The following is a 24,672-nucleotide window of genomic DNA, read 5'->3' as shown; positions in this document are numbered from 1 at the left end:
CGTCCGGCGGATCTTCGCCGGTCCGCGGGGCCCTGGCGCGGGGCCGCCCGGTGGACGGGGCGCCGTGTCCGCCGCCGCCCACCGGTTGGCCGCCCTGGCCGGAGCGGGGCCTCAGCCGCCGTTCCACCAGCGGGTCACGACGCGCCAGAGGCGGGCGGGGCCGCCGGGCTTGCGCTGACGCGGGACCCGGCCGGAGAGCGTGTCCGCCGATCCGTCGACCGTCGCGGTCGCCCCGGCCGGGGCGGCGGACGACGGAGCGTGGTTCCCGTCCAGGGGCGCGCGGACCGGCGTCGGGGCGGTGTGGCGTACGGCGGACTGGACCTCCCAGTCCTGGCGGGCGGCATTGGGGCGTCCCATGGAGGGCGGCTCACGGTCGTCCTGCGGGGAGCGGGGGGCGAATTCGGCGGGGAGCTCGACCAGATGGCGGCTCATGAAGTTGCCGACCCACTGCAACTCCTTCTCGTCCACCGCGAGTTCGAGGTCGGGCAGCCGCATCAGAAGGGCGTCCACACCGACGTCCGCGATGGCGCGGCCGATGTCCTGTCCGGGGCACTCGTGGGGGCCGCCGCTGAACGCCAGGTGCGAGCGGTTGCCCTCCATGTTGGCGGTCAGGTCGGGGCGGACCACGGGGTCGGTGTTGGCCGGTGCGATGCCGACGATCAGGGCGTCGCCCGCCTTGATGTGCTTCCCGCCCAGCTCGGTGTCGCCGACGGCCCAGCGGCCGAAGACGGCGGTGAACGGGGGCTCGTCCCACAGGGTCTGCTCGACCGCCTCGGGGACGGTCATGTGGCCGCCGCTGAGCCGGGCCCGGAAGCGGGGGTCGGTGAGGACCATGCGCAGCACGTTGGCGATCAGGTTGGCGGTGGCCTCGTAGGACGCGATCAGGATGAGCCGCAGGTGCTCGGCGACCTCCTGGTCGTTCATGTTCGCGGGGTGCTCGACCAGCCAGGTCGCGAAGTCGTCGGCCGGTTCGCGGCGGCGCCGCTCGACGAGGCGGGTGAGCGCTCCCACCACGTAGGCGTTGCTCTGGACGGCGGTGGCGGTGCCCTTGATCATGTCGCGGGCCGCCTCGACCATCCGGTCGTTGTACTCCTCCGGCATGCCGAGGATGGCGCACATGACCATCATGGGCAGCCGCTCGGCGAACTCGGCGACCAGGTCGGTGCGGCCCGCCCGGCAGAAGCCGTTGACGAGCCGGTTGCTGTACCGGTTGACGTGGCGCCGCACGCCGCGCGTGTCGATGCGGGCCATGGAGTCGGTGACGGCGCCGCGCTGGCGTTCGTGGGTGGCGCCGTCGGCGAAGACGCAGATCGGCTGCCAGGTGAAGATCGGCGCCAGCGGGTGGTCGGGGGCGACGCTGCCGTCCTGGAGGGCCCGCCAGCGGCGCGAGTCGCGGGAGAACTGCGACGGCGTACGGGTCATGTGCAGGTTCTCGCTGTGGCCGAGGACCAGCCAGGCGGGCACGTCGCCGTGCAGCAGCACGGGGGCCACCGTGCCGTGTTCGGCGCGCAGCTTCTCGTACAGGCCGTGCGGGTCCTGCTCGGCCTCGGGGCCGTAGAGCCGGCGCAGGCCGCCGGGCCCGACGCCCAGGCCGTGGGCCGGGCACTCGGGGGGCGGGACCTGGCCGTGCTCGTAGGGGAAGGGGGTTGTCACGTTCGCTCCAGGGGTCGGGCGGGGGCCTGACGGTCGGGGGCGCGGTGGGGCGCGCGGAACGGGTTCGGAAAGGGTGCGCGGGAGGGGTCAGCCGATCGGGCGGGCGATGCCGTGCAGATAGCGCATCAGGGTCATCAGCACATCGCGGCTGGAGCCGCGGAGCCGGGCGTCGCAGTCGATTATCGGGACCTCCTCCGGGAGGTCCAGGGCTCCGCGCAGCACCTCCACGGGGTACTTCGGGGCCTCCGGGAAGGTGTTGATGGCGACGACGAACGGCACCCCGCGCTCCTCCAGGCGCCCGATGACGTCGAAGCTGGTCTCGAGCCGGCGGGTGTCGACGAGCACGACGGCGCCGAGCGCGCCCTCGAACAGGCCGTTCCAGAGGAACCAGAAGCGTTCCTGGCCGGGGGTGCCGAAGAGGTAGAGGATCAGCTCCTCGCTGATGCTGATCCGACCGAAGTCCATGGCGACGGTGGTGGCGGTCTTGCTCTCCACGCCGAAGTTGTCGTCCACGCCGACGCCGGCCTGCGTCATCGTCTCCTCGGTGGTCAGCGGCCGGATCTCGCTGACCGAGCCGACCATGGTCGTCTTGCCGACCCCGAACCCCCCGACGATCACGACCTTCACCGCGGCGGTGGCCGTGGTGGGCAGGACGTCCTCGCTGCGGGGGCCCGTGATCGTGTCAGAGTTTCTGAAGTCCATGCATCACCGCTTCGAGGAGGGACCGGTCCGGGAGGGTCGCGCGGACGATCGGCGCGCGCGATTCGATCAGACCGGTGGCGAGGAGTTCGGTGAGGAGCGAGGTCACCACGCTGAACGGCAGGCTGAGGTAGGCGGAGAGTTCGGCGACTGATAACGGCGCCTGGCAGAGCCGCAGGATCACGGCCTGCTCGGGCTGGACCGTCGGTGACGGCTCCGACTTCGAGACAATCATCGTGACCAGGTCGAGCGCTGCCCGCTCGCTGCCGTCGGGATCGCCGGTGATGACGTAGAGCCTCTCCGGGTCGCTCAGCGCCGGGTCGGCCTTGCGGCGTTCTCGTCGGGGAGAGTTCATCCGGCCTGCCCGTCGTGGCGGGGCGGGCTCGTGAGGTGTCCGCCGATGCGTACGACCATGTCGCGCATCCGGGCCCCGACGTGCCCGGCGTCCACCGTCTCGCCGGCGAGCACCGCGAGGTAGGCGCCGGCGCCGGCGGCCATCAGATAGAAGAAGCCGCCGGTGACCTCGATGACGACGAGCCTCATCCGGCCGTCGCTGTACGGGATCTCGGAGGCGACGGCCGCCGCCAGGCTCTGCAGACCGGCGCAGGCCGCCGCGAGCCGGTCGGCGACGTCGGGGTCGCCGCCGTGCTGGGCGATGCGCAGTCCGTCGGCGGAGAGCACGACGATCTGGTGGATGTCCGGGACGTCGTCGGCGAGTTCCTTGAGCATCCAGTCCATGTTGCCCCGCTGCTGGATCACCGCTGATCTCCCTTGTCCCACGCGTCGTCAGAGTCTTCGTCCGCCCTGGGCTCCTGGGGCACGCCGTTGGCGGCCTTGGTGAACGCCTCCAGCCAGATGCCGGGGGGCGGTTCCGTGCTGTTGCCCTGGCCGGGGCCGTAGCTCTGGCCGTGGCCGTTGGTGCGGCCGACGGTGGGGTCGGCGGCCTGTGCGGGGAGGTTGTGCGAGCCGAGCGGGGCGCGGCCGCGGCTGCGGCGCTGCGGGAGTCCGCCCGCGGTCCACTCGGTCACGACGGGCACGTCGTCCTGCATGGCGACGGCCGGGGTGGGCGCGGCGGCCGGGCGGGGCTCGGAGACCACCGGGCCGGTCGCGGGGCGGGCGGCCACCGGGCTGGGCTTGCGGCGCTTGCCGCGGGGCGGCACGACGTGCTTCATGTCGGCGAGGTCGATGTCGCTGGTGGGCCTTGAGGTGGCGCCGATGCCGTGGGCGATGCCGGGGGCCGGGCCGGTGGTGATCATGGCGCGGGGCACGATGAGCACGGCGCGCACGCCGCCGTACGCGGACTGCCGCAGCGAGACCTGGAGGTCGTACATCCGGGCGAGCCGGCCGACGACGGCCATGCCGAGGCGCGGGGACTCGCCGAGGTCGTTCATGCTGGACCCGGCCTGGGCCCTGGCGAGCATGTTCTCGGCGCGGGCGCGGGCCTCCTCGCTGAGGCTGACGCCGCCGTCCTCGATCTCGATGGCGATGCCGGTCTGCACCTCGACCGCGGTGACGTGCACCCGGGTCTGCGGGGGCGAGTAGCGGGTGGCGTTGTCGAGGAGTTCGGCGCAGGCGTGGATGAGCGGTTCGACCGCGGTGCCGATGATGGCGACCTTGGCGATCGAGTGCAGATCGACGCGCGGGTACTCCAGGATGCGCGACATGGCACCGCGCAACACGCTGAACAGCGGTACGGGCTTGGGCCACTGGCGGCTGGGGCGGGCACCGCCGAGGACCGCGATGGAGTCGGCGAGACGGCCGATCAGCGCGGTGCCGTGGTCGATGCGGAGCAGGTCGTCGAAGACGTCGGGGTTGCGCCCGTGGTGCTCCTCCATCTCCCGGAGCTCACTGGCCTGGCGGTGGACGATCGCCTGGACGCGGCGGGCGACGTTGACGAAGGCGCGCTGCGCGGAGTCCCTGGTCGCCTCCTCGTTGTCGATGATGTCGAGCACCGTGTAGACGAGGGAGCGCTGGGAGTCGGGCAGGTGGCGGTAGACCGGGTCGGAGTCCACCACGTCGCGCAGCACCTCGTCGGGCGAATTGCCCACGCGCAGGCGGTGGATGGCCGACGGCAGCAGCTCCTTGCCGATGCGCACGGTCTCTTCGTCGTGGTCGGCGATGCGCCGTTCCAGGACGGTGACGCGCTGTCGGTACTCGGCCTCCCGACGGCGGATCGTCCTGCCGCGCCGGGCGATCTCCACGGCGAGCGCGGCGACCACGACGGTGGCGACAGCTCCGCACCAGACGACTGGTATCCGCGCGGGCTCGGCAACCAGCGCCGCTGCGGCGGCGGTTGCTCCCGCCATCACGACGACGGGAAGCAACAGGGCGCGGGCGACGGGGGCTTCCCTGCCGGCCGGCGGTGATTCAACACGGGCCATCTGAACCTCTGGCGGTTGATTCGGTAGGTATTCCGGAGATTCGGCGCTTGTGTGCACACAGGGCACAAGCGCGCGAATTCACCTCAACTCGGCTTCACTGCGCGTGAGCTTAGTCAGATCGAATCAGCGCTTTCGCACATTCCTCCAACCCCCTGCGCGAGCGCTCCCGCAGGAGTACGCTCACGAGTTTTTGCACGCACCGCCTTCGGGCGTGTGCGGGGAGTGACGGGGCGGAGGAATAAGGAAGAATCGCCCCGCAGGGCGATGGATGGGCACATGTGAACGAAGCCGCCCGTACGAGTGGTGCGGGGGAAGCCTTCCGGGGGACCCCTCAGCGGCGGGCGCCGCCGATGCGCCCCTCCAGTTGCACCAGGAGTTCGCTGAGCTGTTCGCTGAGCCGGTCGCGGGACTCGGCGTCGAGGCCGGAGAGCACCGCCCGTTCGTACGCCAGCTGCCGGGGCAGCAGTCCGTCGACCAGGTCGCGGCCCTCGTCGGTGAGGCGGACGTAGGCGACCCTGCGGTCGCGCTCGTCGCCGCGCCGGGCGATCAGACCGCGCTCCTGGAGCACCCGCAGCCGCTTGGTGACGGCGGCGCCGGAGGAGAAGGTCTCGCGGGCCAGTTCACCGGGGGTCAGTTCGCGGTCGGTACGGCGTACGGCTCCGAGGAGGTCGAACTCCGCGCGGGTCAGCCCGGCCGCCCGCAGCGGGGCGTCCTCGGCCTGCTGGAGCAGCGCGGAGCAGCGGTTGATCCGGCCGATGAGCTCCATGGGCCCGGTGTCCAGTTCCGGGTTCACGGCCCGCCACTGCCGGACCACCGAGGCGACGATGTCGTCGGTCACACCGCTCCGTTCTCCTGGGCGGGGACCAGCAGCCCCTGCCGTTTCGCTGTCGCCGCGAGCGTACGGTGTCCGGCCTGCTCGGCGGCGAGCACCGCCTCCTGGGACAGCTCGGGCTGCCACCACTCGCCGGACGCGGCGTCGTCCGCCTCGCGCAGCTCGACCAGCGATCCGGTGAGCCGGCGGCGGGCGGCGTCCAGGGCGGCGGGCGCGGGCTCCGGCGCGGCGAGGGTCTGCACGGCGTGGGCGCGGGCGCGCTCGGCGTCGGCCAGCGCGCGTTCGACGCGGCCGGTGGCACGGCGGTTGGTGACCAGGACGGCGGCGAGGAAGCCGACGGCGGCGCCGATCACGGTGTCCAGGAGCCGGTCGCCGATCAGCTCACCGGCCGGGTGGCTGCCCGCGTACTCCAGGACGAGGAGCGCCATCGGGGTCACGGCGACGGAGCCGAGCCAGTAGTTGCGGGTGATCAGCGCCTCGGCCGAGAAGGCGAAGAGGAGGCAGAAGCCGATGAGGGCGAGCGGCGCGGTCCGGGCGACCGGGAGGACGGCGGCGAAGACCAGGACGCCGATGAGGTTGCCCAGGGTGCGCTGGAGGGTGCGGTTCCAGGAGAGCGTGACGTTGGCCTGGTAGAGCGAGGCCGCGGTGACGATCGCCCAGTACGGGCGGCCGACGCCCAGGGCCGAGCAGGCGTACCCGGCCAGGGCGCAGCCGACGAGCGTGCGCGCGGCGACCGGGAGCAGCGGGGACCCGGGGGCGAGGCCGCGCAGCAGCGCACGGAGGGAACCGCGGCGGGCGGTGCGCTCGGCGTCGAGGCCGAAGAGTTCGGCGCCGGTGCCCGGGGCGGGCGGCGGGGTGGGCACGGGGCCCCGGGCGCGGGTGAGCCCGGCCCAGTCACGGAGCCGGCCGGCTTCCGCAAGGCCCTGGGTGCCGTCGAGGACCGAGGACTCGGCGTGGACGACGAGGCGTTCGAGGGCGCGGCGGGCCGGGGTGGGGCGGCCCGCGGCGAGGAGGGTCTGCCAGGCGGCGTGCACGGCGGCGACGGCGGCGCGCCGGGTGGCGTGGCCGGGGGCGGCGGCGTGGGCGGCGGCCTCGTCGAGGGCGCGGGCGGTGGCGCGGCGTTCGGGGCCGTCGCGGCGGACGAGCGCGGGGGCGACGACGGTGACGAGCCAGGCGATGGCGCCCGCGCCGAGGGTGAGGGCGAGGTGGCCGGGGACCTGGGCGAGCGTCTGGGGGGCGAAGAGGGCGGCGGAGGTCACGAAGGTGAAGATCACCGGTCCGGGCGGGCCGATCCGGGTCGCGTCGCAGAGCAGCTTCTGCCCGGCGGCCAGGAGGGCTCCGACGGCGATGAGCACGGCCGTGGACGTGGTGAGCGAGGCGACGACGAGGGCGGCGCCGAGACCGGCGGCCATGCCGAGGACGACTCCGGCGACGGTGCCGGCACGGCGGGCGTACGGGAGGTTGTGACCGTACAGCGCGCACAGCGAGCCGGCCATGGTGTACATCACCAGGTCGAGCCGGCCGAGGGCGAGCAGCACCAGGTTGGGTATCGCGGTGGCCACGACGACGCTGGTGGCGGGCTTGAACCACATGTCGGACGGCCGGTTCAGACGCAGGGGGCCGGTCAGCGGGAGCCGGCGGACGGCGGGCCTGGCGGACCTGATGGTTGTATCGCTCACTCATTCACTTTAACAGGTATTACACAAGTAAAACACCTGGATCGAGACCAGTCCCCGGACACGACGCCGCCCGCGCTCCTCGAACGAGGGGCGCGGGCGGTCGGGCGTGCGGCCGGGCTCAGCCGAGGCCGCGGGCGTCCTGCTTGAGGGCGGTGTCCACGGTCAAGGCCGTCGCCACCACCAGGCTCAGCAGCGGCTCGGGCAGCTGGTAGTGGATCTGGAGGACATAGTTGTCGGCCGTCGTGAACAGCGTCTTCGCGAGCCCTTCCCAGGTCTTCGTGATCCGGGCGACCTCCTGGTCGTTGTGGTCCACGATCGCGAAGTTCCAGGCGCGCCAGTTCTCGGCCTTGATCGCGCCGATCTGCTGCCCGTCGGCCATGATCGCGAAGTTGATCTTGCCGATGGCGTTCTGCTGGACGATCTCTCCGACCGGCCGGCCGTCGGGGCGCTCCACGACGACCCGCGACTTGATGAACTTCGCGGGCCGGGTCAGCAGCAGTTGGGGCTGGCCGTACGCATCACGGATTTCGAGGCGGTGCGTCAGGTACTGGTCGACGCTGGTCAGGAAGCGCAGCACCTTGCGCATGGCGCCCTGGCCGACCTGGACGACCGATCCGATGGTGTTGCCGTGCTGGTCGAAGACGCTGTACTCGTTCGTCAGCTCGATCAGCTTGGCCTTCTGGTTCACGACCAGGACCTGCTGATTGAAGAGCGAGCCGCCGCCCTGCGGGTGCTGCGGGGCGGCCTGCTGGGGGACGGCCGCGGGCTGCTGCGGCGCCTGCGCCTGCTGCTGCGCCTGCGCGGGGACCTGGGCCTGCCCGTCCGCGGGGTGGGTGTGCTCCGTCCACCGGGAACCGTCCCAGTAGCGCAGCAGCTGAGGGGCGCCGTGCGGATCGGGATACCAGCCCGCAGATACGTTCGAGTGCGTGGTCACCGGGGCACACTATCTCGCCATGGCTGAAATCGAACCCCTCGTCCGTGGATCCACAGGTTCACCGCCCCCACGCACTGCTTGAATCTTCAACGCACCGCGTACGATGTGCGGGATGAACAGGGTGAGCGAGGGGGCGGAGCGGCTGCGGGGCACCGGTGCGCCGGTCGTGCTCGCCTGGCTCTTCGTCCTGGTCGCGCTCGTCTCGTGCTGCGCACCCCAGTCCGGACGCCCCCACTCCTCCCCCGAATACGCCCCGGCATCGGCCCTCGCGACGCTGACCGACCTCACGGTGGTCCGGGTCGTGGTGGCGGACTCCCCCGGCGACCGGGGCGTGGGGGATTCCTGCCATGACGCCCCGGAGCACTCGGCGCCCGTCGTCCTGCCCGCCCAGCCGGGTCCGGCGGCGGTGCCCTCGGCGGCCGTGGCTCTGCTCCCGCACCGCCCCCTGACCGGCGGCGGGTCGATCCGGGGCCCCTCCAACGACGCGGTCGGCGAGGTCGACCCCCTGCGGCTTCAGGTTCAGCGGACCTAGGACGGCCGGAAGACGCCCCGTGCCCCTTCCCGGGTGCGGCGGCTCCCCCTGCCGTACGCACTCCGTCTCACGATCCGATGAACCGAAGGACCCGTCATGGCTTCCGCCAACAAGCAGAACACCGGCAAGCAGAACACCCCCGCCGCCGCCCGCCGCGCCAAGCTCGAGGAGGCCCGCCGTCAGGAGCGGGCCCGTGAGCGCCGCTCCCGCATCATCACGCTCTCCGTCGGCGTCCTGGTGGTCGCCGGCCTCGTCGTCGGGGGCGGTTATCTGATGAACGCGGCGGATGAGCAGGACAAGGCCGAGGCCCAGGCCAAGACCTCGCCCGTCACCGGTGAGAAGAGCTGGGACAAGCTCACGCAGAACCACGTGGAGAAGACGGTCGACTACCCGATGAACCCTCCGGTCGGCGGCGACCACAACCCGGTGTGGATGAACTGCGACGGTGACGTCTACACCGAGGCCATACCGAAGGAGAACGCCGTCCACTCCCTCGAGCACGGTGCGGTGTGGGTCACGTACACCGACGAGGCGAAGCCCGCCGACATCAAGAAGCTGAACGAACGGGTGTCCTCCACGCCGTACTCGCTGATGAGCCCGGTCGAGGACCAGGCGGCGCCGCTGATGCTCAGCGCCTGGGGGAAGCAGCTCACGGTGAAGAGCGCCACGGACGCCCGCGTCGCGCAGTTCTTCACGAAGTACGTGCAGGGCCCGCAGACCCCGGAGCCGGGCGCCGCCTGCACCGGCGGGATCGCCAAGTGACGGCCGCGCCGCGCACCTCGCGGCCCCTGGTGCTGGCCGGCGGCGCGGTGCTGCTGCTGGCTCTCGCGCTGATCGCGCTGACCTTCGTACGCCCGTCGACGTCGGCGCCGGCAGCGGCGGCGTCCGCGTCCGCGCCCGCCGAGTCCTCGGCCGACGTGGGGTTCGCGCGGGACATGGCGGTCCACCACCAGCAGGCGGTCGAGATGGCGTTCATCGTCCGGGACCGCACCTCGGACGAGGCGGTGCGGAGGCTGGCGTTCGACATCATCAACACCCAGGCCAACCAGCGTGGCATGCTGCTGGGCTGGCTGGAGATGTGGGGCCGGGCGAAGAGCTCCCCCGGACCGCCGATGGCGTGGATGGGGCACTCCTTCACCCCGCGCGGTGACGGCGCGCTGATGCCCGGCATGGCCACCGACGCCGAGCTGGACGAGCTGCGGGCGGCCAAGGGCAGGGACGCCGAGATCCTCTTCCTGAAGCTGATGACCGCGCACCACAAGTCGGGCGCCGAGATGGCACAGGCGGCGGCCTCGGCGGCGGGGACCGAGGAGATCCGGAACCTGGCGTCGGGCATGGCCCTGGCCCAGCAGTCGGAGATCGACCTCATGGCCGACATGCTCAAGGAGCGCGGGGCGTCCGCGTCCTGAAGCGGGCCGGGGCCCGGCGGCCCCGGCCCGACCGTACTGGCGTACGGAATCGCATAGGCTCGGGTCCGATATGAAGAGCAACCTCACACCGCTGGGGCCCAAGGCCGACAAGGACACCGTCCGGCGCAGCAATCTGAGCCTCGTGCTGCGGGCCGTCCGCGACGAGGGCGAGGGCGAGGCGACCCGGGCCGGAGTCGCCGCGCGCGTGGGGCTGACCCGGGCCGCCGTGTCCTCGCTGGTCGAGCAGCTGCTCGAAACCGGCTTCCTGACCGAGTCCGGCAAGACGTTCAGCGGGCAGGCCGGCCGCCCCGGGACCGCGCTCAAGACGGCGCGCACCGGGCCGGCCGGGCTCGGGGTCGAGGTCAACATCGACTACGTGTCGGTCTGCGTGGTCGACCTCGCCGGGACCGGCCGGGTCCGCCTCACCGAGCACCTGGACAACCGGGGCACCCCGCCCGCCGAGGTGCTGGCCCGGGCCGCCCGGATCGCCGCGCGCACCCTGGACTCGGCGCGGGAGCAGGAGCTCTACCCGGTGGGCGTGGCCCTGGCGCTGCCGGGCCTGGTCTCCGGCGGCGCGGTGCGCCAGGCGCCGAACCTGGGCTGGAACCAGGTCCCGGCCGAGCAGTTGTTCGCCGCCGCGCTGACCTCGGAGCATCCGGGCCACCAGGAGCTGCCGGTCCGCTCGGAGAACGAGGCGAATCTGGCGGCCCTGGCCGAGCTGTGGTTCGGCGGCCTGGACCGCATCCGCAGCTTCCTCTATCTCACCGGTGAGATCGGCGTGGGCGGTGCGCTGGTCATCGACGGCGAGCTGCTGCGCGGGGCGCACGGCTTCGCCGGGGAGATCGGCCACGTGGTGGTGGACCCGAGCGGTCCGCAGTGCCGGTGCGGCTCCCGCGGCTGCCTGGAGCAGTACGCGGGGCAGGCGGCGCTGCTGCGGGCCGCCGGGGTCGACGGGGGCGGCGGGCTCGGGGTCGCGGAGCTGGAGAAGCGGGTGCGGGCGGGCGACGAGCGGGCGGTCGGCGCGGTCGCGGAGGCCGGGCGGATGCTGGGGCGGGTGCTCTCGGGGGCCGTCAATCTGCTGGACCCGGACGCGGTGGTGCTCGGCGGGATCTACCGGAACCTGATGCCGTGGCTGGCCGGGCCGGCCGACGAGGAGCTGACGGGCCGGGTCGTGTCCGGGCTCTGGGCGCCCGGCGGGGGCCGGCTGCGCGCGTCGTCGGTCGCGGGGGACGCGGCGCGGGGCGCGGCGGCACTGGTGATGACGGACGTGCTGGCCGACCCGGTGGCGTACGCGCGTCCGGCGATGGCCTGAGGCGTACGCGGGAGAGGGGGCGGACGCACTGTGCGTCCGCCCCCTCTCCGTGTGCCCGTGGTGTCAGCGGACGCCGAGCAGGTGGTCCATCGCCAGCTGGTCCAGGGCCTCGAACGCCATGCCGCGCTCGGCCGCCGCGTCGACGTCGAACTCCTCGAACGCGGAGCGGTCGGCGAGCAGGCCGGCCACGCCGTCCTCGGCGGTGCGCTGGGCCAGCTCGTCCAGGCGGGAGGCGCGCAGGGCGTCCTGGACGGCCGGGTCGGCGCGGAAGGCGGCGGCGCGCTCCTTGAGGATGAGGTAGTTGCGCATGCAGCCGGCGGCGGAGGCCCAGACGCCGTCGTAGTCCTCGGTCCGCGGCGGCTTGAAGTCGAAGTGGCGCGGGCCGTCGTAGTCGGAGTTCTCCAGGAGGTCGACCAGCCAGAACGCCTGGCGCAGGTCGCCGGCGCCGAAGCGGAGGTCCTGGTCGTACTTGATGCCGGACTGGCCGTTGAGGTCGATGTGGAAGAGCTTGCCCGCCCACAGGGCCTGGGCGATGCCGTGCGGGAAGTTCAGCCCGGCCATCTGCTCGTGGCCGACCTCCGGGTTGACGCCGACCATCTCGGGACGCTCCAGGCGCTCGATGAAGGCGAGGGCGTGGCCGATGGTGGGGAGGAGGATGTCGCCGCGCGGCTCGTTCGGCTTGGGCTCGATGGCGAACTTCAGGTCGTAGCCCTGCTCGGTGACGTAGTCGCCCAGGAGGTCGAAGGCCTCCTTCATGCGGTCGAGCGCGACGCGGATGTCCTTGGCGGCGCCGGACTCGGAGCCCTCCCGGCCGCCCCAGGCGACGTAGGTGGTGGCGCCCAGCTCGACGGCCAGGTCGATGTTGCGCATGGTCTTGCGCAGCGCGTAGCGGCGGACGTCGCGGTCGTTGGCGGTGAAGGCGCCGTCCTTGAAGACGGGGTGCGTGAAGAGGTTCGTCGTGGCCATCGGGACGACGAGGCCGGCCGCGTCGAGCGCCTGGCGGAAGCGCTTGACGATGCCCTCGCGCTCGCCGTCCGAGGAGCCGAAGGGGATCAGGTCGTCGTCGTGGAAGGTCACGCCGTACGCGCCGAGCTCGGCGAGGCGCTGGACGGAGTCGACCGGGTCGATCGCGGCGCGCGTCGCGTCACCGAAGGGGTCGCGGCCCTGCCAGCCCACGGTCCACAGGCCGAAGGTGAACTTGTCCTCGGGGGTCGGTGCGAAGCGTTCCGTCATGGTGGTGCCGCCTTCGGGGCCGTGGGTCCGCAGCCGGTCGCGCGGCCGAACCTCAATTTGTTCACTGTCATGACTAATCATGCACGGGCAGCCCGGGGAACGTAAAGCCCCTGGAGCAGAGCGGTCCGCGCGGCGCTGCCGCGATCCATGAACGGGGCCTGTTCCGGACGGGTTCGATCACGTAATTTGTTTTGCGTACGATCAAATACATCAGCGAATGAGGTCAGCCATGCCGCCGCATACCGTCGTCATCGGTGTGGACAGCTCCACCCAGTCCACCAAGGCGGCGTTCACCGACACCGCCACCGGCCGCCTCCTCGCCGTCGGCCGCGCCCCGCACGTGGTCACCGGCGAGGGCGGTGCGCGCGAGAGCGACCCCGAGGTCTGGTGGCAGGCCCTGCGCGACGCGGTCGCCGCCGGGCTGAAGGAGTCCGGGATCACACCGGCGGACGTGGTGGGCATCGCGGTCGCCGGACAGCAGCACGGCCTCGTCGTCCTGGATGCCGAGGGCCGTCCGCTGCGCCCGGCCCTGCTCTGGAACGACACCCGGTCCGCCCCCCAGGCCGCCGCCCTCACCGCAGCGCTCGGCGGCCCGGAGGCCTGGACCGCGCGCACGGGTTCGGTCCCGGTGGCCGCGATGACCGCGTCGAAGTGGCAGTGGCTGCGGGAGAACGAGCCGGAGACCGCCGAGGCGGCCGCCGCCGTACGCCTCCCGCACGACTTCCTGACCGAGCGGCTGTCCGGGCGCGCCGTCACCGACCCGGGCGACGCCTCGGGCACCTGCTGGTACTCCACCGCGACCGGCGCCTACGACCCGGAGCTGCTGGAGCTCATCGGCCTGGACCCGGCGCTGCTCCCCGAGGTGGCGCCGAGCGGCGGGGCGCGGATCGGTTCGCTGACGGACGCGGCGGCCGGGGCGCTGGGCCTGCCCGCCGGGATCGCGGTCGCGGCGGGCACCGGCGACAACATGAGCGCCGCCGTCGGCCTCGGCCTGGGCGGCGGCGGGCTCCTCGACCACCCGGTGCTGAGCCTGGGCACCTCGGGCACGGTCTTCGCGGCGTCCCGGACCCGGCCGGCGTCGGCCGCGCTCTCCGGGTTCGCGGCGGCGGACGGCACGTATCTGCCCCTGGCCTGCACCCTCAACTGCACGCTCGCCGTGGACAAGGTGGCCGCCCTGCTGGGCCTGGACCGCAATGACGCCGCGCCCGGCGGAGAGGCGGTGCTGCTGCCCTATCTGGACGGCGAGCGCACCCCGGACCTGCCGACGGCGGCCGGTCTCCTCACCGGGCTGCGGCACGACACGACCCCGCAGCAACTGCTCGGCGCCGCCTACGAGGGCGCGGTGGTGACCGTGCTGCGGGCGCTCGACGAGCTGTCGCGGGCCTGCGGTCTGGACCCGGCGGACCCCGAGGTGACGAGCCGTCCGCTGCGGCTGATCGGCGGCGGGGCGCAGGGGCGCGTGTGGGTGGAGACCGTGCGACGGCTCTCCGGGCGGCCGGTGATCGTGCCGGGGGCCGGGGAGCTGGTGGCGCTCGGCGCCGCGGCGCTCGCCGCCGCGGCGGCCACGGGGGCGGACCCGGTGGCGGTCGCGGCGGGCTGGGACACCGGTGAGGACGTGCTCCTGGAGGCGGTGGAGCGGGATCTGACGGTGTGGGAGCGGGTGGGCTCCGTACTGGAACGGGCGGCCGGGCCGCTGCTCGGCGGGGACCGCAACGGCTGATCGGTCGTCAAGGGCCGCTGTGCGCGCGTACAGCGGCAACCCGCCGTTTTGGATAGCGAACTGATGTTCACTACTATCCGGCGATGATCATAAGAAGAAGGCTGACGGTCGGGGTGGGCATCCTGCTCGCCACCCTGACCGCCGGGCTCGGCTCGGCGCTGCCCGCATCGGCCGACGAAACCCCCACGAAGGCCTCCCCGAAGGTCGAGCTGGTCCTCGACGTCAGCGGTTCCATGCGGACCCGTGACATCGACGGCCAGTCCCGGATGAGCGCGGCGAAGCAGGCGTTCAACGAGGTGCTGGACGCGGTGCCGGAGCAGGTCCAGCTCGGCATCCGCACCCTCGGCGCCGACTATCCGGGCGACGACCGCAAGGTGGGCTGCAAGGACACCAAGCAGCTGTACCCGGTCGGCCCGCTGGACCGCACCGAGGCGAAGACCGCCGTGGCCACGCTCGCCCCCACCGGCTGGACCCCGATCGGCCCCGCGCTGCTGGGCGCCGCCGACGATCTGGAGGGCGGCGACTCCACCCGCCGGATCGTGCTGATCAGCGACGGCGAGGACACCTGCGGCCCGCTCGACCCGTGCGAGGTCGCCCGCGACATCGCGGCGCGCGGCATCCACCTGGTCATCGACACGCTGGGCCTGGTGCCCAACGCGAAGATCCGCCAGCAGCTGACCTGCATCGCCGAGGCCACCGGCGGCACGTACACCGCCGTCCAGCACACCGACGAACTGTCGGGTCGTGTCAAGCAGTTGGTGGACCGGGCGGCGGAGCCCGTGGTCACCCCGGTCGCCACGAAGGGCGCCGACAGCTGCACGGACGCGCCCGAGCTGAAGCCGGGCCTCTACACCGACCGCGAGAAGTTCGCCGAGCACCGCTGGTACAAGGTCGAACTGCTGCCGGGTCAGGAACTGCGCGCCTCGGTCAGCGTGTTCGCCGACCGCGCCGTCAACAACGACTACGGGATGCTGCTGCGCGCGGTGACCTCGCACGGCCGCGAGATCGTCCGGGGCTCCGAGTCCGGGACCGGGCGCACCGACGCCATCTCGTCCGGGCTGCGCTACCCGAAGCCCGAGCAGGACGACGACGAGCGGACCCCGGAGACCGTGTGCCTCCAGGTCAGCAACTCCTTCTCGGCCCCGGCTTCGGTGAAGACCACGCCCGGCATGCCGCTGGAACTGACCGTCGACGTGGTGGACGCACCCGACGAGGCGGCGGACGTCGCCGCGTTCGGTCTGGGCCACGGCTGGTGGCTGCTGGGCCTGCTCACCCTGACCGGCCTGATCGTGGGTCTGCTCTTCGGCTGGATCTCACGCTGGCGCATCGCTGTCTGGAGGACCCGCTGATGTCCCGTACGAGACGTGTGCTCGCGGGTGCGCTGCTGACCGGCCTGGCCGTGCTGACCGGGGCGGGCGCCGCCGCGGCCGACGACGCCTCGCCGAGCCCCAGCGCCTCCGGCGACGCTTCGGGCCCCACGGAGGCCGGCACCACCTTCCGTACCGCCACGGCCGTCCAGCAGGGCGAGACCGCGACCGCCGGGGCCTCGACCGGCGACTACCTGTACTGGGTCTTCCCGGCCGACGCCGGGCAGCGCGCCACGGTGACGGCGAAGGTCACCCTGCCCGAGAGCGCCACCCGGCACGGGGCGCAGACCTGGCAGGTCGACGTGTACGACGGGCTGCGCCGCCGCCAGGCGTGCATGTACGGCAAGCAGACCGGCACCGCCGCGGCCGACGCCGCCACGGTCGAGCTGACGTGTGTGCTGCGTACCGTCCGGGCCAATGCCGAGGCGTGGGCCAACGACCCGCTGCCGGGCAGCTACTACGTCCGCCTCACCGTCGTGGACCTGGCCCAGGCGGACCTCGGTCTGCCGGTGCGCACCGAGGTGGAGGTCGACTCGAAGGACCAGGGCGGCTCCGCCGACGTGGACGGCAGCCTGTCGAAGCCGCTGGTCCCGGGGGTCTCCTCGGCCGAGCAGGCTTCGGACGACGGCACGGACGCCTCGGCCGAACCGGTCGCGATGGCCGGTGAGCCGGAGGACGGCTGGTCCTCCGGCTGGTGGACCAGCCGCTGGCTGTGGACGGCCGGCGGCGGCGTGCTCGCCGCGCTGGCGGGCGTCTTCGGTTACTCGGTGACCCGGGGCCGGGGCCGCCCGTCCCACGTGCCGCCGGGCGCCTGACGGTGTGCCCGCCGCCGGACCGGTCCCTGCTCAGGGGCCGGTCCGGCGGCGTTACGGGGCACCCGGCCGGGCCTCACGAACGCCCGAACGCCCCTTCCGCCCCGAAGGCCAGGCGCGCGAAGCGGTCTCCCATGCGGAGGTGGGTGGCGGCGTCCGGGTGGAGGGCGTCGGGGAGGGGGAGCTCCTCCGTGTCCGCCTCGCCGTACAGTTCGCGGCCGTCCAGGTAGTGCAGGTGCGGGTCTTCCGCCGAGCGCTGCTCCACCAGGCGGGCCAGTTCGTCGCGGATGACGCGGAGCGTCAGCTTGCCGGTGGCGGGGCCCTCGGGATCGCCCATCGCCGCGAAGCGGACCTTGCCCTCGCCCAGGCGGCTGAAGTCGGGGACGCTGGGGCCCGGAGTGTCCTCGTGGATGGGGCACAGCACGGGTGAGACCACCAGGAGCGGGGCGTCCGGGTGGCCCTCGCGCAGGGTGTCGAGGAAGCCGTGCACCGCCGGGGCGAAGGCGCGCAGGCGCATCACGTCGGCGTTGACGAGGTTGATGCCGATCTTGACGCTGATCAGGTCCGCGGGGGTGTCGCGCATCGCACGGGCCGTGAACGGGTCGAGCAGGGCCCCGCCGCCGAGGCCGAGGTTGACCAGCTCGACGCCGCCGAGCAGCGCCGCACGCGCGGGCCAGGTGGCCGTGGGGCTCGCGGCGTCCGAGCCGTGACTGATCGAACTGCCGTGATGCAGCCACACCTTGCGGCCCGTGTCCGGGGCGGGGGTGACGGGCGCGTCGGTGTGCAGGGCGACGACCTCGGTCCGCTCGTTGTACGGCAGCCAGAGCTCGACGTCCTTCTCGCGGTCCGCGAGGCCGTCGAACCGGACGGACCCGACCGGCCCGGAGCGGAAGTCCGTCGATCCGGTGGACATGTCGACATTGAGGACGTTGCCCCCGCTCGCCGGGCCCTGACCGGCGAGGACGCCGTCGACCAGGAGGTCGTACAGGCCGTCGGGCCTCGGCGGGACGCCCTCGTAGGCGGTGCGGGTCCGCCGCGCCTCCAGCTCGACCACCGTCGCCCGGGTCCGGAAGACCAGCCGTACGCCGGAGGGCTGGGCCTCGGCCAGGGCGATCTGGCCGTCCGGCGCCTGGGCGCGGGCGGCGGCGGGCAGGCGGTGCGGGAGCAGCCCGGCGTCGGTGCGCTCCACGTCGAGCGCGCCGCGCAGGAGGGCGGGGGTGACGGGGGTGGTGAACGGGAGGGGTGCGGGCGGGTCGGTGCTCATGGCTCCACCTGGGGTCGCGGGGTTAGGGGTGAGGGGGCGCGGGCCAGTTGCGCAGGAGGGCGTCCAGCGCGTCCAGGGTGCGGGACCAGGACTCCTGCGAGTCCGGGGCGCTGTGGCTGAACCCGCCCTGCGCCTCCAGGCTGACGAACCCGTGGAACACGCTGCCCAGGAGCCGTACGGCGTGCGTCTCGTCCGGCTCGGTCAGGTCGTAGCCGCGCAGGATGGCGCGGGTCATCCGCGAGTGCCGCCTTCCCGCACTGGCGGTCGCCGCTTCGGGGTCCAGCCTCATCTGGGCCGCCGCGTAACGGCCGGGGTGCTCGCGGGCGTAGTCGCGGTACACGTCGCCGAAGGCGCTCAGCGCGTCCCTTCCGGCGCGTCCCGCGAGGGCGGCGGCGCCCCGGTCGGCCATCTCCTCAAGGGCGAGCAGGGCGATCCGGGTCTTCAGGTCGTGGGAGTTCTTGAGGTGCGAGTAGAGGCTCGCCACCTTGACGTCGAATCGCCGCGCCAGCGCCGAGACGGTCACCTGGTCGAAGCCGACCTCGTCGGCCAGCTCGGCGCCCGCCCTGGTCAGGCGTTCGGCGGTCAGACCCGCGCGCACCATGGTCGCCTCCTCGTCCGGGGACGGCCATCATGCGCCTGCCTAAGGGTTTTAGGCAAATCCTGAATATCTCAAGGCAGCCAGCGGCCGGCGACACGTTGCCGGATCGATATGTCTGATTTATCGCCATCCTTCCGGTGGGCGGTTCAGACTGTCGGAGACTGGTTCCCACCGGCCTCCAGGGGAGAAACACCATGCGTCTGTGCACCGTTCTCACCGCCGCCGTCAGCGTTGCCGCCGCCGTCAGCGTTGCCGCCGCCGCGGCCCTGACCGCCCCCGCCGCATCCGCGGCAACCGCAGCCCCCGCACCGGCCCGCGCGGCCACGCCCTGTCAGGAGCGTGACCTCCGGGTCTCCGCCGGCCCCGGGCCGGGGCAGAACACCGCCCGGATCTCCGTGGTCAACGAGGGCGGCCGGGCCTGCGCCGTGGACCGCGTCCCGACGGTGACGTTCCGGGGCCTGGACGGCTCCGCGCAGCCCGTGCCCCCCGCGACGAGCGGGCCGTACGTGCTGTCCCCGGGCGAGCACGGCTACGCGGCCGTGCGCACGGCCGCCCCGGGAACGGCCGAGGGCCATGTGGTGCCCAGCCTCTCGGTGGCGGCCGACCCCGCGCACTACGGGGTGACGTTCGGGGCGACCGCCCTGGGCGTGCCCGACGGCATCCGGGTGTGGGAGCCGGTGACGACGCTCTGGCACACCTCGCGGGGTGCCGCCGACCGGGCGCTGGAGGCGGGCACGCACTGAGGCGGGGCGGGCGCGCCCCCTCGCGCCCGCCCCGCCTCGGCTCCGTCCGTCAGGCGCCCCGCACCGTCACCGTGCCCGCGCCCTCCCCCGCCGCCCCCGTCGCCTCGTCCACCACGCGGTAGGGACGGTCGATGCGCTCGGAGGTGACCGTGAGGGTGTCGCCCTCGCGCACCACCCGGAAGGTGGCGGCGGTGGCACCCGCGTGGTCCGGCACGGTGACGGTCGTACCGTCCCCCTCCGCGCCGCCGCCGAACACCCGCAGCGTGAGCCCGTCCAGCCAGTCCGCGTCCGGGCGCTGGTCGTCGCCGCCCCAGGGCAGGACCGCGCCGGGGCGGACGAGGACCGGAAGGCTTTCGAAGCCGTGGGTCTCGTGGCGCCAGCCGGGGCCGGTGACCGTCTCGCCGGTGAGCAGGTGGGTCCAGGTGCCCTCGGGGACGTAGTACTCGACCTGCCCGTCCTCGGTGAAGACCGGGGCGACCAGCAGGTCGGGGCCGAGCATGTACTGCCGGTCCAGGGTGCGGGTCGTGGGGTCGTCCGGGAATTCGAGGAGCATGGGCCGCATCACCGGGATGCCGGTGCGGTGGGCGGTGGCGGCGGCACCGTAGAGGTACGGCATGAGCCGGTGCTTGAGGAGGGTGAACTTCCGGGTGACGTCCACCGCTTCCTCGCCGAACTCCCACGGCACCCGGTAGGAGACGTTGCCGTGCAGCCGGCTGTGCGAGGAGAGCAGGCCGAAGGCGAGCCAGCGTTTGAAGACCGCCGGGTCCGGGGTGCCCTCGAAGCCGCCGATGTCATGGCTCCAGAAGCCGAACCCGGAGAGCGACAGGGACAGTCCGCCGCGCAGGGACTCAGCCATCGCCGTGAACGAGGCGAAGCAGTCGCCGCCCCAGTGGACGGGGAACTGCTGGCCGCCGGCCGTCGCCGAGCGGGCGAAGAGGACCGCCTCGCCGTGACCGCGCTCCTTCTCCAGGAGTTCGAAGACCGTCCTGTTGTAGATCTGCGCGTAGTAGTTGTGCATCCGCTCGGGGTCGGAGCCGTCGTGCCAGACGACATCGGTGGGCACGCGCTCGCCGAAGTCCGTCTTGAAGCAGTCGACGCCCTGGTCGAGCAGCAGCCGCAGCTTGCCGGTGTACCACTCGCGCGCGGCGGGGCTGGTGAAGTCGACCAGGGCCATGCCGGGCTGCCACAGGTCCCACTGCCAGACGTCACCATTGGGGCGGCGGACCAGATGGCCGAGTTCGGCGCCCTCCGCGAACAGCGCCGACTTCTGGGCGATGTACGGGTTGATCCACATGCTGATCCGCAGCCCGCGGTCCTTGAGCCGGGCGAGCATGCCCTCCGGGTCGGGGAAGACGTCCGGGTCCCAGAGGAAGTCCGACCACTGGTACTCGCGCATCCAGAAGCAGTCGAAGTGGAAGACGGAGAGCGGTATGTCGCGCTCCGCCATGCCCTCGACGAACGAGGTGACGGTCTCCTCGTCGTACGCGGTGCAGAAGGACGTCGTCAGCCAGAGGCCGAAGGACCAGGCCGGGGGCAGCGCCGGGCGGCCGGTCAGCGCGGTGTAGCGGGCCAGCACCTCCTTGGGCGTCGGACCGGCGACGATGTAGTACTCCAGCGACTGGTCCTCGACGCTGAACTGCACCTGCCCCACCGACTCCGAGCCGACCTCGAAGGAGACCTTGCCGGGGTGGTTGACGAAGACGCCGTAGCCGCGCGAGGAAAGGTAGAACGGGATGTTCTTGTAGGCCAGTTCGCTGCTGGTGCCGCCGTCCGCCTGCCAGATGTCGACGCTCTGGCCGTTCTTCACGTACGGGGTGAACCGCTCGCCGAGTCCGTAGACGTTCTCGCCGACGTCCAGGGCGAGCTGGGCGACCATGTGGTGGGCGCCGTCGGGGGTGGTGGCGAAGGCGGTCCCCTTGGTGTCGGCGCCGGTCAGGCGGCGGCCGTCCGCGTCGAGAAAGGTCAGACCGTACGGTCCTTCGCGGTCCAGTCTCAGGGTCAGCGGACCGCTGGTGAGTTCGGTGACCCCGCCGTCCCGCCGGGTGCGGGCGCCGGAGCCGGCCGGGTCGAGCCCGGGGAAGGCGAAGTCCGGGCCGCGGCGGGCCTTTCCGGCGTGGTGCGTGGTGCGGACGCCGATGATCCCCTCGGCCGGGGAGAAGCAGTCGACGGTGATGAGCGGGGTGTTGAGGGTGTCGCCGCGCGCGGCCACCTGCTTCACCGCGGCGTACGCGGTGAACCGGTCGTCGCTGACGCGCAGATCGCGGATCTCGGTCGCGTAGGAGGCGCGTACGCCCTCACGCATGAGCCAGAAGCCGTCGGTGAACTTCATGCGGACTCCTTGCCGGAGGCATCGGGGGGAACGGGGAGGCTGCGGGGCATCACGCGCCCGCCCCGGTGAAGTCGAGCCGGGCCAGCCGGACCGTGCCGCGCAGGGCGACGCGCAGGTCGCCGACGCCGGAGACCGTCAGACCGGCGTGGTGGCTGCGGTGGTCGTACGGTCCGTCCGTGGCGGGCACCGGGACCGTGACCGTGGAGCCGTCGACGGTGATCAGCACGTCACCCTCGCCGGCGGCAAGGACCTCGACGCCGCGCGTACCGTCGCCGAAGTCGCAGCGCCGGAAGAGGAGTTCGCCCTCCGCGGCGGTCGCGGTGACCGCGTCGCCGTCCGTCTTCGCCCGGTCCACGATCGCGGTGCCCAGCTGCTCGTCGTAGTCGGCCGCCTCCAGACCCCGGACCAGCACCGGGCGCGGCCCGGCCGGTTCGCCGTCGACGGTGACGAGCGCGACGCCCCGGATGTCCGTGCTGGAGGCGCCCGCCTGGATCTCGTACGCGCCGGGCTCGACGGTCCAGCGGCCGTGCGCCACGTCCCAGTGCCCCAGCTCCTCGACCGGCACGGTGAACGCGAGCCGCTCGGCGGCCCCGGGTGCCAGGTGCAGCCTGCGGTGCCCGACGAGCTGGCGCAGCGGCCGGGGTACGGACGGGGCCACGGCCCGTGCGTACAGCTGGGCGACCTCGTCGGAGGCGACGGCGCCGGTGTTGGTGACGTTCAGCGAGACGCGCAGCAGGTCGCCCTCCAGTACGGCGGTCAGGTCGCTGTACGTGAAGTCGCTGTAGGTGAGCCCGTGGCCGAACGGATAGAGCGGGGTGCCCTGGTAGTAGAGGTAGGTCTGCCGCGAGCCGATGATGTCGTAGTCCAGCAGGTCCGGCAGCTCCGCGTCGGAGGCGTACCAGGTCTGCGGGAGCCGCCCGGCCGGGGAGACGTCGCCGGCGAGGACGCGGGCGAGCGCGGTGCCCGCCGCCTGGCCGCCGTGCGCGGTCCACAGCAGCGCGGGCAGCGTGGCCGCCGCGTCGGCCAGGGCGTACGGGTAGGCGGAGGTGACCGCCAGGACCGTGCGCGGGTTGGCGGCGTGGGCGGCGCGCCAGAGGCGTTCCTGCTGGGCGGGCAGGTCGAGGGTGGCGCGGTCCTCCGTCTCGCGGCCGTTGATGTGCGGGTCGTTGCCGACGACCACGACCACGGCGTCGGCGGCAGCGGCGGTGCGGGCGACGGCGTCCTCGCCGCGCTCGGTCACCTCGGTCTCGAAGACGGTGCCGGGGGCGGCGGGATTTTCCTCGTCCGGTGCGGCAACCTTTACGCCGTCGGCGGCGACTGAGACATACCCACCCGTTCCGATGTGCAGAAGGCGGTGACCGCCGGCATGACCTTCCACCGCCTCCCACCGGAAGGTCTCCTGGACGACCCAGCCGCCCGGCTCGTCCGCGGAGGCGCGGACATAGCCGTCCTCGGCGACCGAGAGGTAGCGGCCGTCCGGCTCCCGCAGGGTGATCACGCCGCCGCCCCAGTCCACGAGCGCCAGCTCGGACGGGGTGTCGGAGCAGGTCAGCGGCGGCAGGTCGGTGCGGCCCGCGAGCAGCGCCGGATCGAGGGCGCCTTCCGCGCCGCGCGCCGCGTCAGCGGCCGGGTCCGCCTCGGGGATGTGCAGCCAGCCGTCCGCGCACTTGATGCGGACCAGGTCGGCGCCCTCGGTGTGGACCACGTGGTCGGCGCCGAAGCGCTCGCGGAGTCCGTCGAGCGGCGTGGAGCGGTGGATCAGGGTGCCGCTGTACCAGTCGAGCTTGCAGGCGTCCGCGAGGAGTCCGACGACGGCGACGGTCCGGCCGGCGTCCGGGTCGAGCGGCAGCAGCCCGTCGTTCTTCAGGAGCACGACGGCCTGTTCGGCGGCCTCCCGGGCGAGCGCCCGGTGCTCCTCGGTGTCGAGGGCGTCGGTGTCCGCGTACGGGTCGAGGCCGGGGTCGAACTCGCCGAGTGCGAAGCGCATGTGAAGCAGGCGGCGGACGGCGGTGTCGATGTCGTGCTCGTCCAGGAGGCCGAGTTTCAGGGCGCCCCGGATGCGGCCGGTCATGACGGAGGAGTCCTGGCCGTGATCGGTGAAGCTGTCGACCCCGGCGCGCAGGGCGGCGGCGGTCGCCTCCTCGTGGGTGTCGAAGTAGTGCTCGGAGTCGACCAGGTTGCTCGGTGCTCCGGCGTCGGAGCAGACGGCCAGGGGCTGTTCGGTCCAGCTCCGCAGGTGCTTCGAGAGCAGCGGCGACACGTGGTTGGGGCGCCCGTTGACCAGGTTGTACGCGGGCATCACCCCGGCCACCGCGCCCGCGCGGACGGCGTCGCGGAAGGCCCTGAGGTCGTATTCGTGCAGCACCCTCGGGCGGACCGAGGAGGACGAGGTGTCGCGGTCGGTCTCGTTGTTGTGGGCGAGCCAGTGCTTGAGGACGGGGGCGGTGCGCCAGTAGTGCGGGTGGTCGCCGCGCAGTCCCCGGGTGTACGCGACGGCGATGGCGGAGGTCAGCCCGGCATCCTCGCTGTACCCCTCCTCGCCGCGCCCCCACAGCGGGTGGCGCAGCAGATTGACGGTGGGGGCCCAGACGTTGAGGCCGACCCGGTCGTCGTGGGCACGCTTGGCGCGGACCTCGTCGCCGACGGCCTCGCCGATGCGGCGGACCAGGTCGTCGTTCCAGGTGGCGCCCAGCCCGACGGCCTGCGGGAAGACCGTGGCCTCCCCCATCCAGGCGACGCCGTGCAGGGCCTCCTGGCCGGTGCGGAAGGCGGCGAGCCCGAGCCGTTCGACCGCCGGGGCGAACTGGTGCAGCATCGCGACGCGCTCGTCAGGGGTGAGCCGCCGGAGCAGGTCGTCTACGCGCTCCGCGAAGGGCAGTCGCGGGTCGCGGAAGGGCTGCGGTTGTTCCGTCACGTGCGGATCCTTCATCAAAGGTGGGAGGTATGGCGGGGCCGGCGCGTCGGGCGGGCCACGGTGCAGCCTCGGACGATCTTTCGAAGCGCTTCGATGCTCGACGGCCGACCCCGCACGTGTCAAGGGCCCGTCCTCGACCTCGTCCGCACGTGCGCTCGGGTCACGCCAAGGGCCGCTGGAAAACAGGTCGGAGGAATCTGTAAACGGACTCTTGTGCGGCCGAGACCCTTCACTTAACCTCGCTGCAACATCGAAGCGCTT

At 73.0% G+C, this 24,672-nt stretch carries 21 protein-coding genes; 8 read left to right on the top strand and 13 right to left on the bottom strand.

What is annotated here, in order from left to right:
• Positions 1–111: 111 nt before the first annotated feature.
• The 8 genes from AB0L33_RS21840 to AB0L33_RS21805 all read right to left on the bottom strand — a co-directional run bounded on the left by AB0L33_RS21840 (position 112) and on the right by AB0L33_RS21805 (position 8,178).
• On the bottom strand, positions 112–1,653 hold the full coding sequence (locus AB0L33_RS21840) for a cytochrome P450 (RefSeq protein WP_365683856.1): 1,542 nt from the start codon (positions 1,651–1,653) through the stop codon (positions 112–114).
• A gap of 87 nt (positions 1,654–1,740) precedes the next feature.
• A complete protein-coding gene (locus AB0L33_RS21835) occupies positions 1,741–2,355 on the bottom strand; it encodes an ATP/GTP-binding protein (RefSeq protein ID WP_365683854.1) in 615 nt (204 codons plus the stop codon).
• Complete coding sequence (locus tag AB0L33_RS21830) at positions 2,336–2,707, bottom strand: DUF742 domain-containing protein (protein ID WP_018100233.1); 372 nt, start codon at positions 2,705–2,707, stop codon at positions 2,336–2,338. The genes AB0L33_RS21835 and AB0L33_RS21830 overlap by 20 nt, the downstream gene beginning before the upstream one ends.
• Complete coding sequence (locus AB0L33_RS21825) at positions 2,704–3,111, bottom strand: roadblock/LC7 domain-containing protein (protein WP_018100234.1); 408 nt, start codon at positions 3,109–3,111, stop codon at positions 2,704–2,706. The genes AB0L33_RS21830 and AB0L33_RS21825 overlap by 4 nt, the downstream gene beginning before the upstream one ends.
• Positions 3,108–4,733, bottom strand: a complete 1,626-nt coding sequence (locus tag AB0L33_RS21820; RefSeq protein WP_365683852.1) for an ATP-binding protein — start codon at positions 4,731–4,733, stop codon at positions 3,108–3,110. Before AB0L33_RS21820 ends, AB0L33_RS21825 begins: the two co-directional genes overlap by 4 nt.
• Positions 4,734–5,064: 331 nt before the next feature.
• Positions 5,065–5,571, bottom strand: coding sequence for a MarR family transcriptional regulator (locus AB0L33_RS21815; protein WP_365683850.1), 507 nt, complete (start codon positions 5,569–5,571; stop codon positions 5,065–5,067).
• Positions 5,568–7,244, bottom strand: coding sequence for an FUSC family protein (locus tag AB0L33_RS21810; RefSeq protein WP_365683848.1), 1,677 nt, complete (start codon positions 7,242–7,244; stop codon positions 5,568–5,570). Before AB0L33_RS21810 ends, AB0L33_RS21815 begins: the two co-directional genes overlap by 4 nt.
• A gap of 118 nt (positions 7,245–7,362) precedes the next feature.
• Complete coding sequence (locus AB0L33_RS21805; protein ID WP_365683846.1) at positions 7,363–8,178, bottom strand: phospholipid scramblase-related protein; 816 nt, start codon at positions 8,176–8,178, stop codon at positions 7,363–7,365.
• A 112-nt stretch (positions 8,179–8,290) separates the two neighbouring features.
• Between AB0L33_RS21805 and AB0L33_RS21800 the strand changes: the two genes are divergently transcribed.
• The 4 genes from AB0L33_RS21800 (at position 8,291) to AB0L33_RS21785 (ending at position 11,431) form a co-directional block, all read left to right on the top strand.
• The gene (locus tag AB0L33_RS21800) at positions 8,291–8,710 is read left to right on the top strand and encodes a hypothetical protein (RefSeq protein WP_365683844.1); all 420 of its coding nucleotides are present in this window, start codon (positions 8,291–8,293) and stop codon (positions 8,708–8,710) included.
• Positions 8,711–8,806: 96 nt separating this feature from the next.
• Positions 8,807–9,472 (top strand): DUF3105 domain-containing protein, encoded by a 666-nt coding sequence (locus AB0L33_RS21795; RefSeq protein ID WP_365683842.1) that lies wholly within the window; start codon positions 8,807–8,809, stop codon positions 9,470–9,472.
• Positions 9,469–10,119 carry a DUF305 domain-containing protein gene (locus AB0L33_RS21790; RefSeq protein ID WP_365683840.1) on the top strand — a complete coding sequence of 217 codons (651 nt, stop codon included), beginning with the start codon at positions 9,469–9,471 and terminating at the stop codon, positions 10,117–10,119. The genes AB0L33_RS21795 and AB0L33_RS21790 overlap by 4 nt, the downstream gene beginning before the upstream one ends.
• Before the next feature lie 70 nt (positions 10,120–10,189).
• Positions 10,190–11,431 (top strand): ROK family protein, encoded by a 1,242-nt coding sequence (locus AB0L33_RS21785; RefSeq protein ID WP_365683838.1) that lies wholly within the window; start codon positions 10,190–10,192, stop codon positions 11,429–11,431.
• A gap of 63 nt (positions 11,432–11,494) precedes the next feature.
• Here AB0L33_RS21785 and xylA read toward each other — a convergent pair whose 3' ends face one another.
• Positions 11,495–12,664, bottom strand: coding sequence for a xylose isomerase (xylA, locus tag AB0L33_RS21780; RefSeq protein ID WP_365683836.1), 1,170 nt, complete (start codon positions 12,662–12,664; stop codon positions 11,495–11,497).
• A gap of 229 nt (positions 12,665–12,893) precedes the next feature.
• On the opposite strand from xylA, the gene xylB reads away from it, so the two are divergent.
• From xylB to AB0L33_RS21765, 3 genes are all read left to right on the top strand, one after another.
• Positions 12,894–14,384 carry a xylulokinase gene (gene xylB / locus AB0L33_RS21775; protein WP_365683834.1) on the top strand — a complete coding sequence of 497 codons (1,491 nt, stop codon included), beginning with the start codon at positions 12,894–12,896 and terminating at the stop codon, positions 14,382–14,384.
• An 83-nt stretch (positions 14,385–14,467) separates the two neighbouring features.
• Complete coding sequence (locus AB0L33_RS21770; protein ID WP_365683832.1) at positions 14,468–15,733, top strand: VWA domain-containing protein; 1,266 nt, start codon at positions 14,468–14,470, stop codon at positions 15,731–15,733.
• A complete protein-coding gene (locus AB0L33_RS21765) occupies positions 15,733–16,566 on the top strand; it encodes a hypothetical protein (RefSeq protein WP_365683830.1) in 834 nt (277 codons plus the stop codon). Before AB0L33_RS21770 ends, AB0L33_RS21765 begins: the two co-directional genes overlap by 1 nt.
• Before the next feature lie 73 nt (positions 16,567–16,639).
• On the opposite strand, the gene AB0L33_RS21760 is transcribed toward AB0L33_RS21765, so the two are convergent.
• A complete protein-coding gene (locus tag AB0L33_RS21760; protein ID WP_365683828.1) occupies positions 16,640–17,827 on the bottom strand; it encodes a GDSL-type esterase/lipase family protein in 1,188 nt (395 codons plus the stop codon).
• 22 nt (positions 17,828–17,849) lie between these two features.
• Positions 17,850–18,428 carry a WHG domain-containing protein gene (locus AB0L33_RS21755; RefSeq protein WP_365683826.1) on the bottom strand — a complete coding sequence of 193 codons (579 nt, stop codon included), beginning with the start codon at positions 18,426–18,428 and terminating at the stop codon, positions 17,850–17,852.
• 191 nt (positions 18,429–18,619) lie between these two features.
• On the opposite strand from AB0L33_RS21755, the gene AB0L33_RS21750 reads away from it, so the two are divergent.
• Positions 18,620–19,168 carry a DUF4232 domain-containing protein gene (locus AB0L33_RS21750; protein WP_365683824.1) on the top strand — a complete coding sequence of 183 codons (549 nt, stop codon included), beginning with the start codon at positions 18,620–18,622 and terminating at the stop codon, positions 19,166–19,168.
• 49 nt (positions 19,169–19,217) lie between these two features.
• Here AB0L33_RS21750 and yicI read toward each other — a convergent pair whose 3' ends face one another.
• Together yicI and AB0L33_RS21740 are read right to left on the bottom strand one after the other, a co-directional pair.
• The gene (yicI, locus tag AB0L33_RS21745; RefSeq protein ID WP_365683822.1) at positions 19,218–21,497 is read right to left on the bottom strand and encodes an alpha-xylosidase; all 2,280 of its coding nucleotides are present in this window, start codon (positions 21,495–21,497) and stop codon (positions 19,218–19,220) included.
• A 49-nt stretch (positions 21,498–21,546) separates the two neighbouring features.
• On the bottom strand, positions 21,547–24,411 hold the full coding sequence (locus AB0L33_RS21740; protein WP_365683820.1) for a glycoside hydrolase family 3 C-terminal domain-containing protein: 2,865 nt from the start codon (positions 24,409–24,411) through the stop codon (positions 21,547–21,549).
• Positions 24,412–24,672: the final 261 nt, after the last annotated feature.

The organism is Streptomyces sp. NPDC052299 (assembly GCF_040679335.1).
GTDB lineage: Bacteria > Actinomycetota > Actinomycetes > Streptomycetales > Streptomycetaceae > Streptomyces.
Note: the sequence above shows the minus strand (reverse complement) of the source record. Positions and strands in the feature narration are given on the sequence as shown.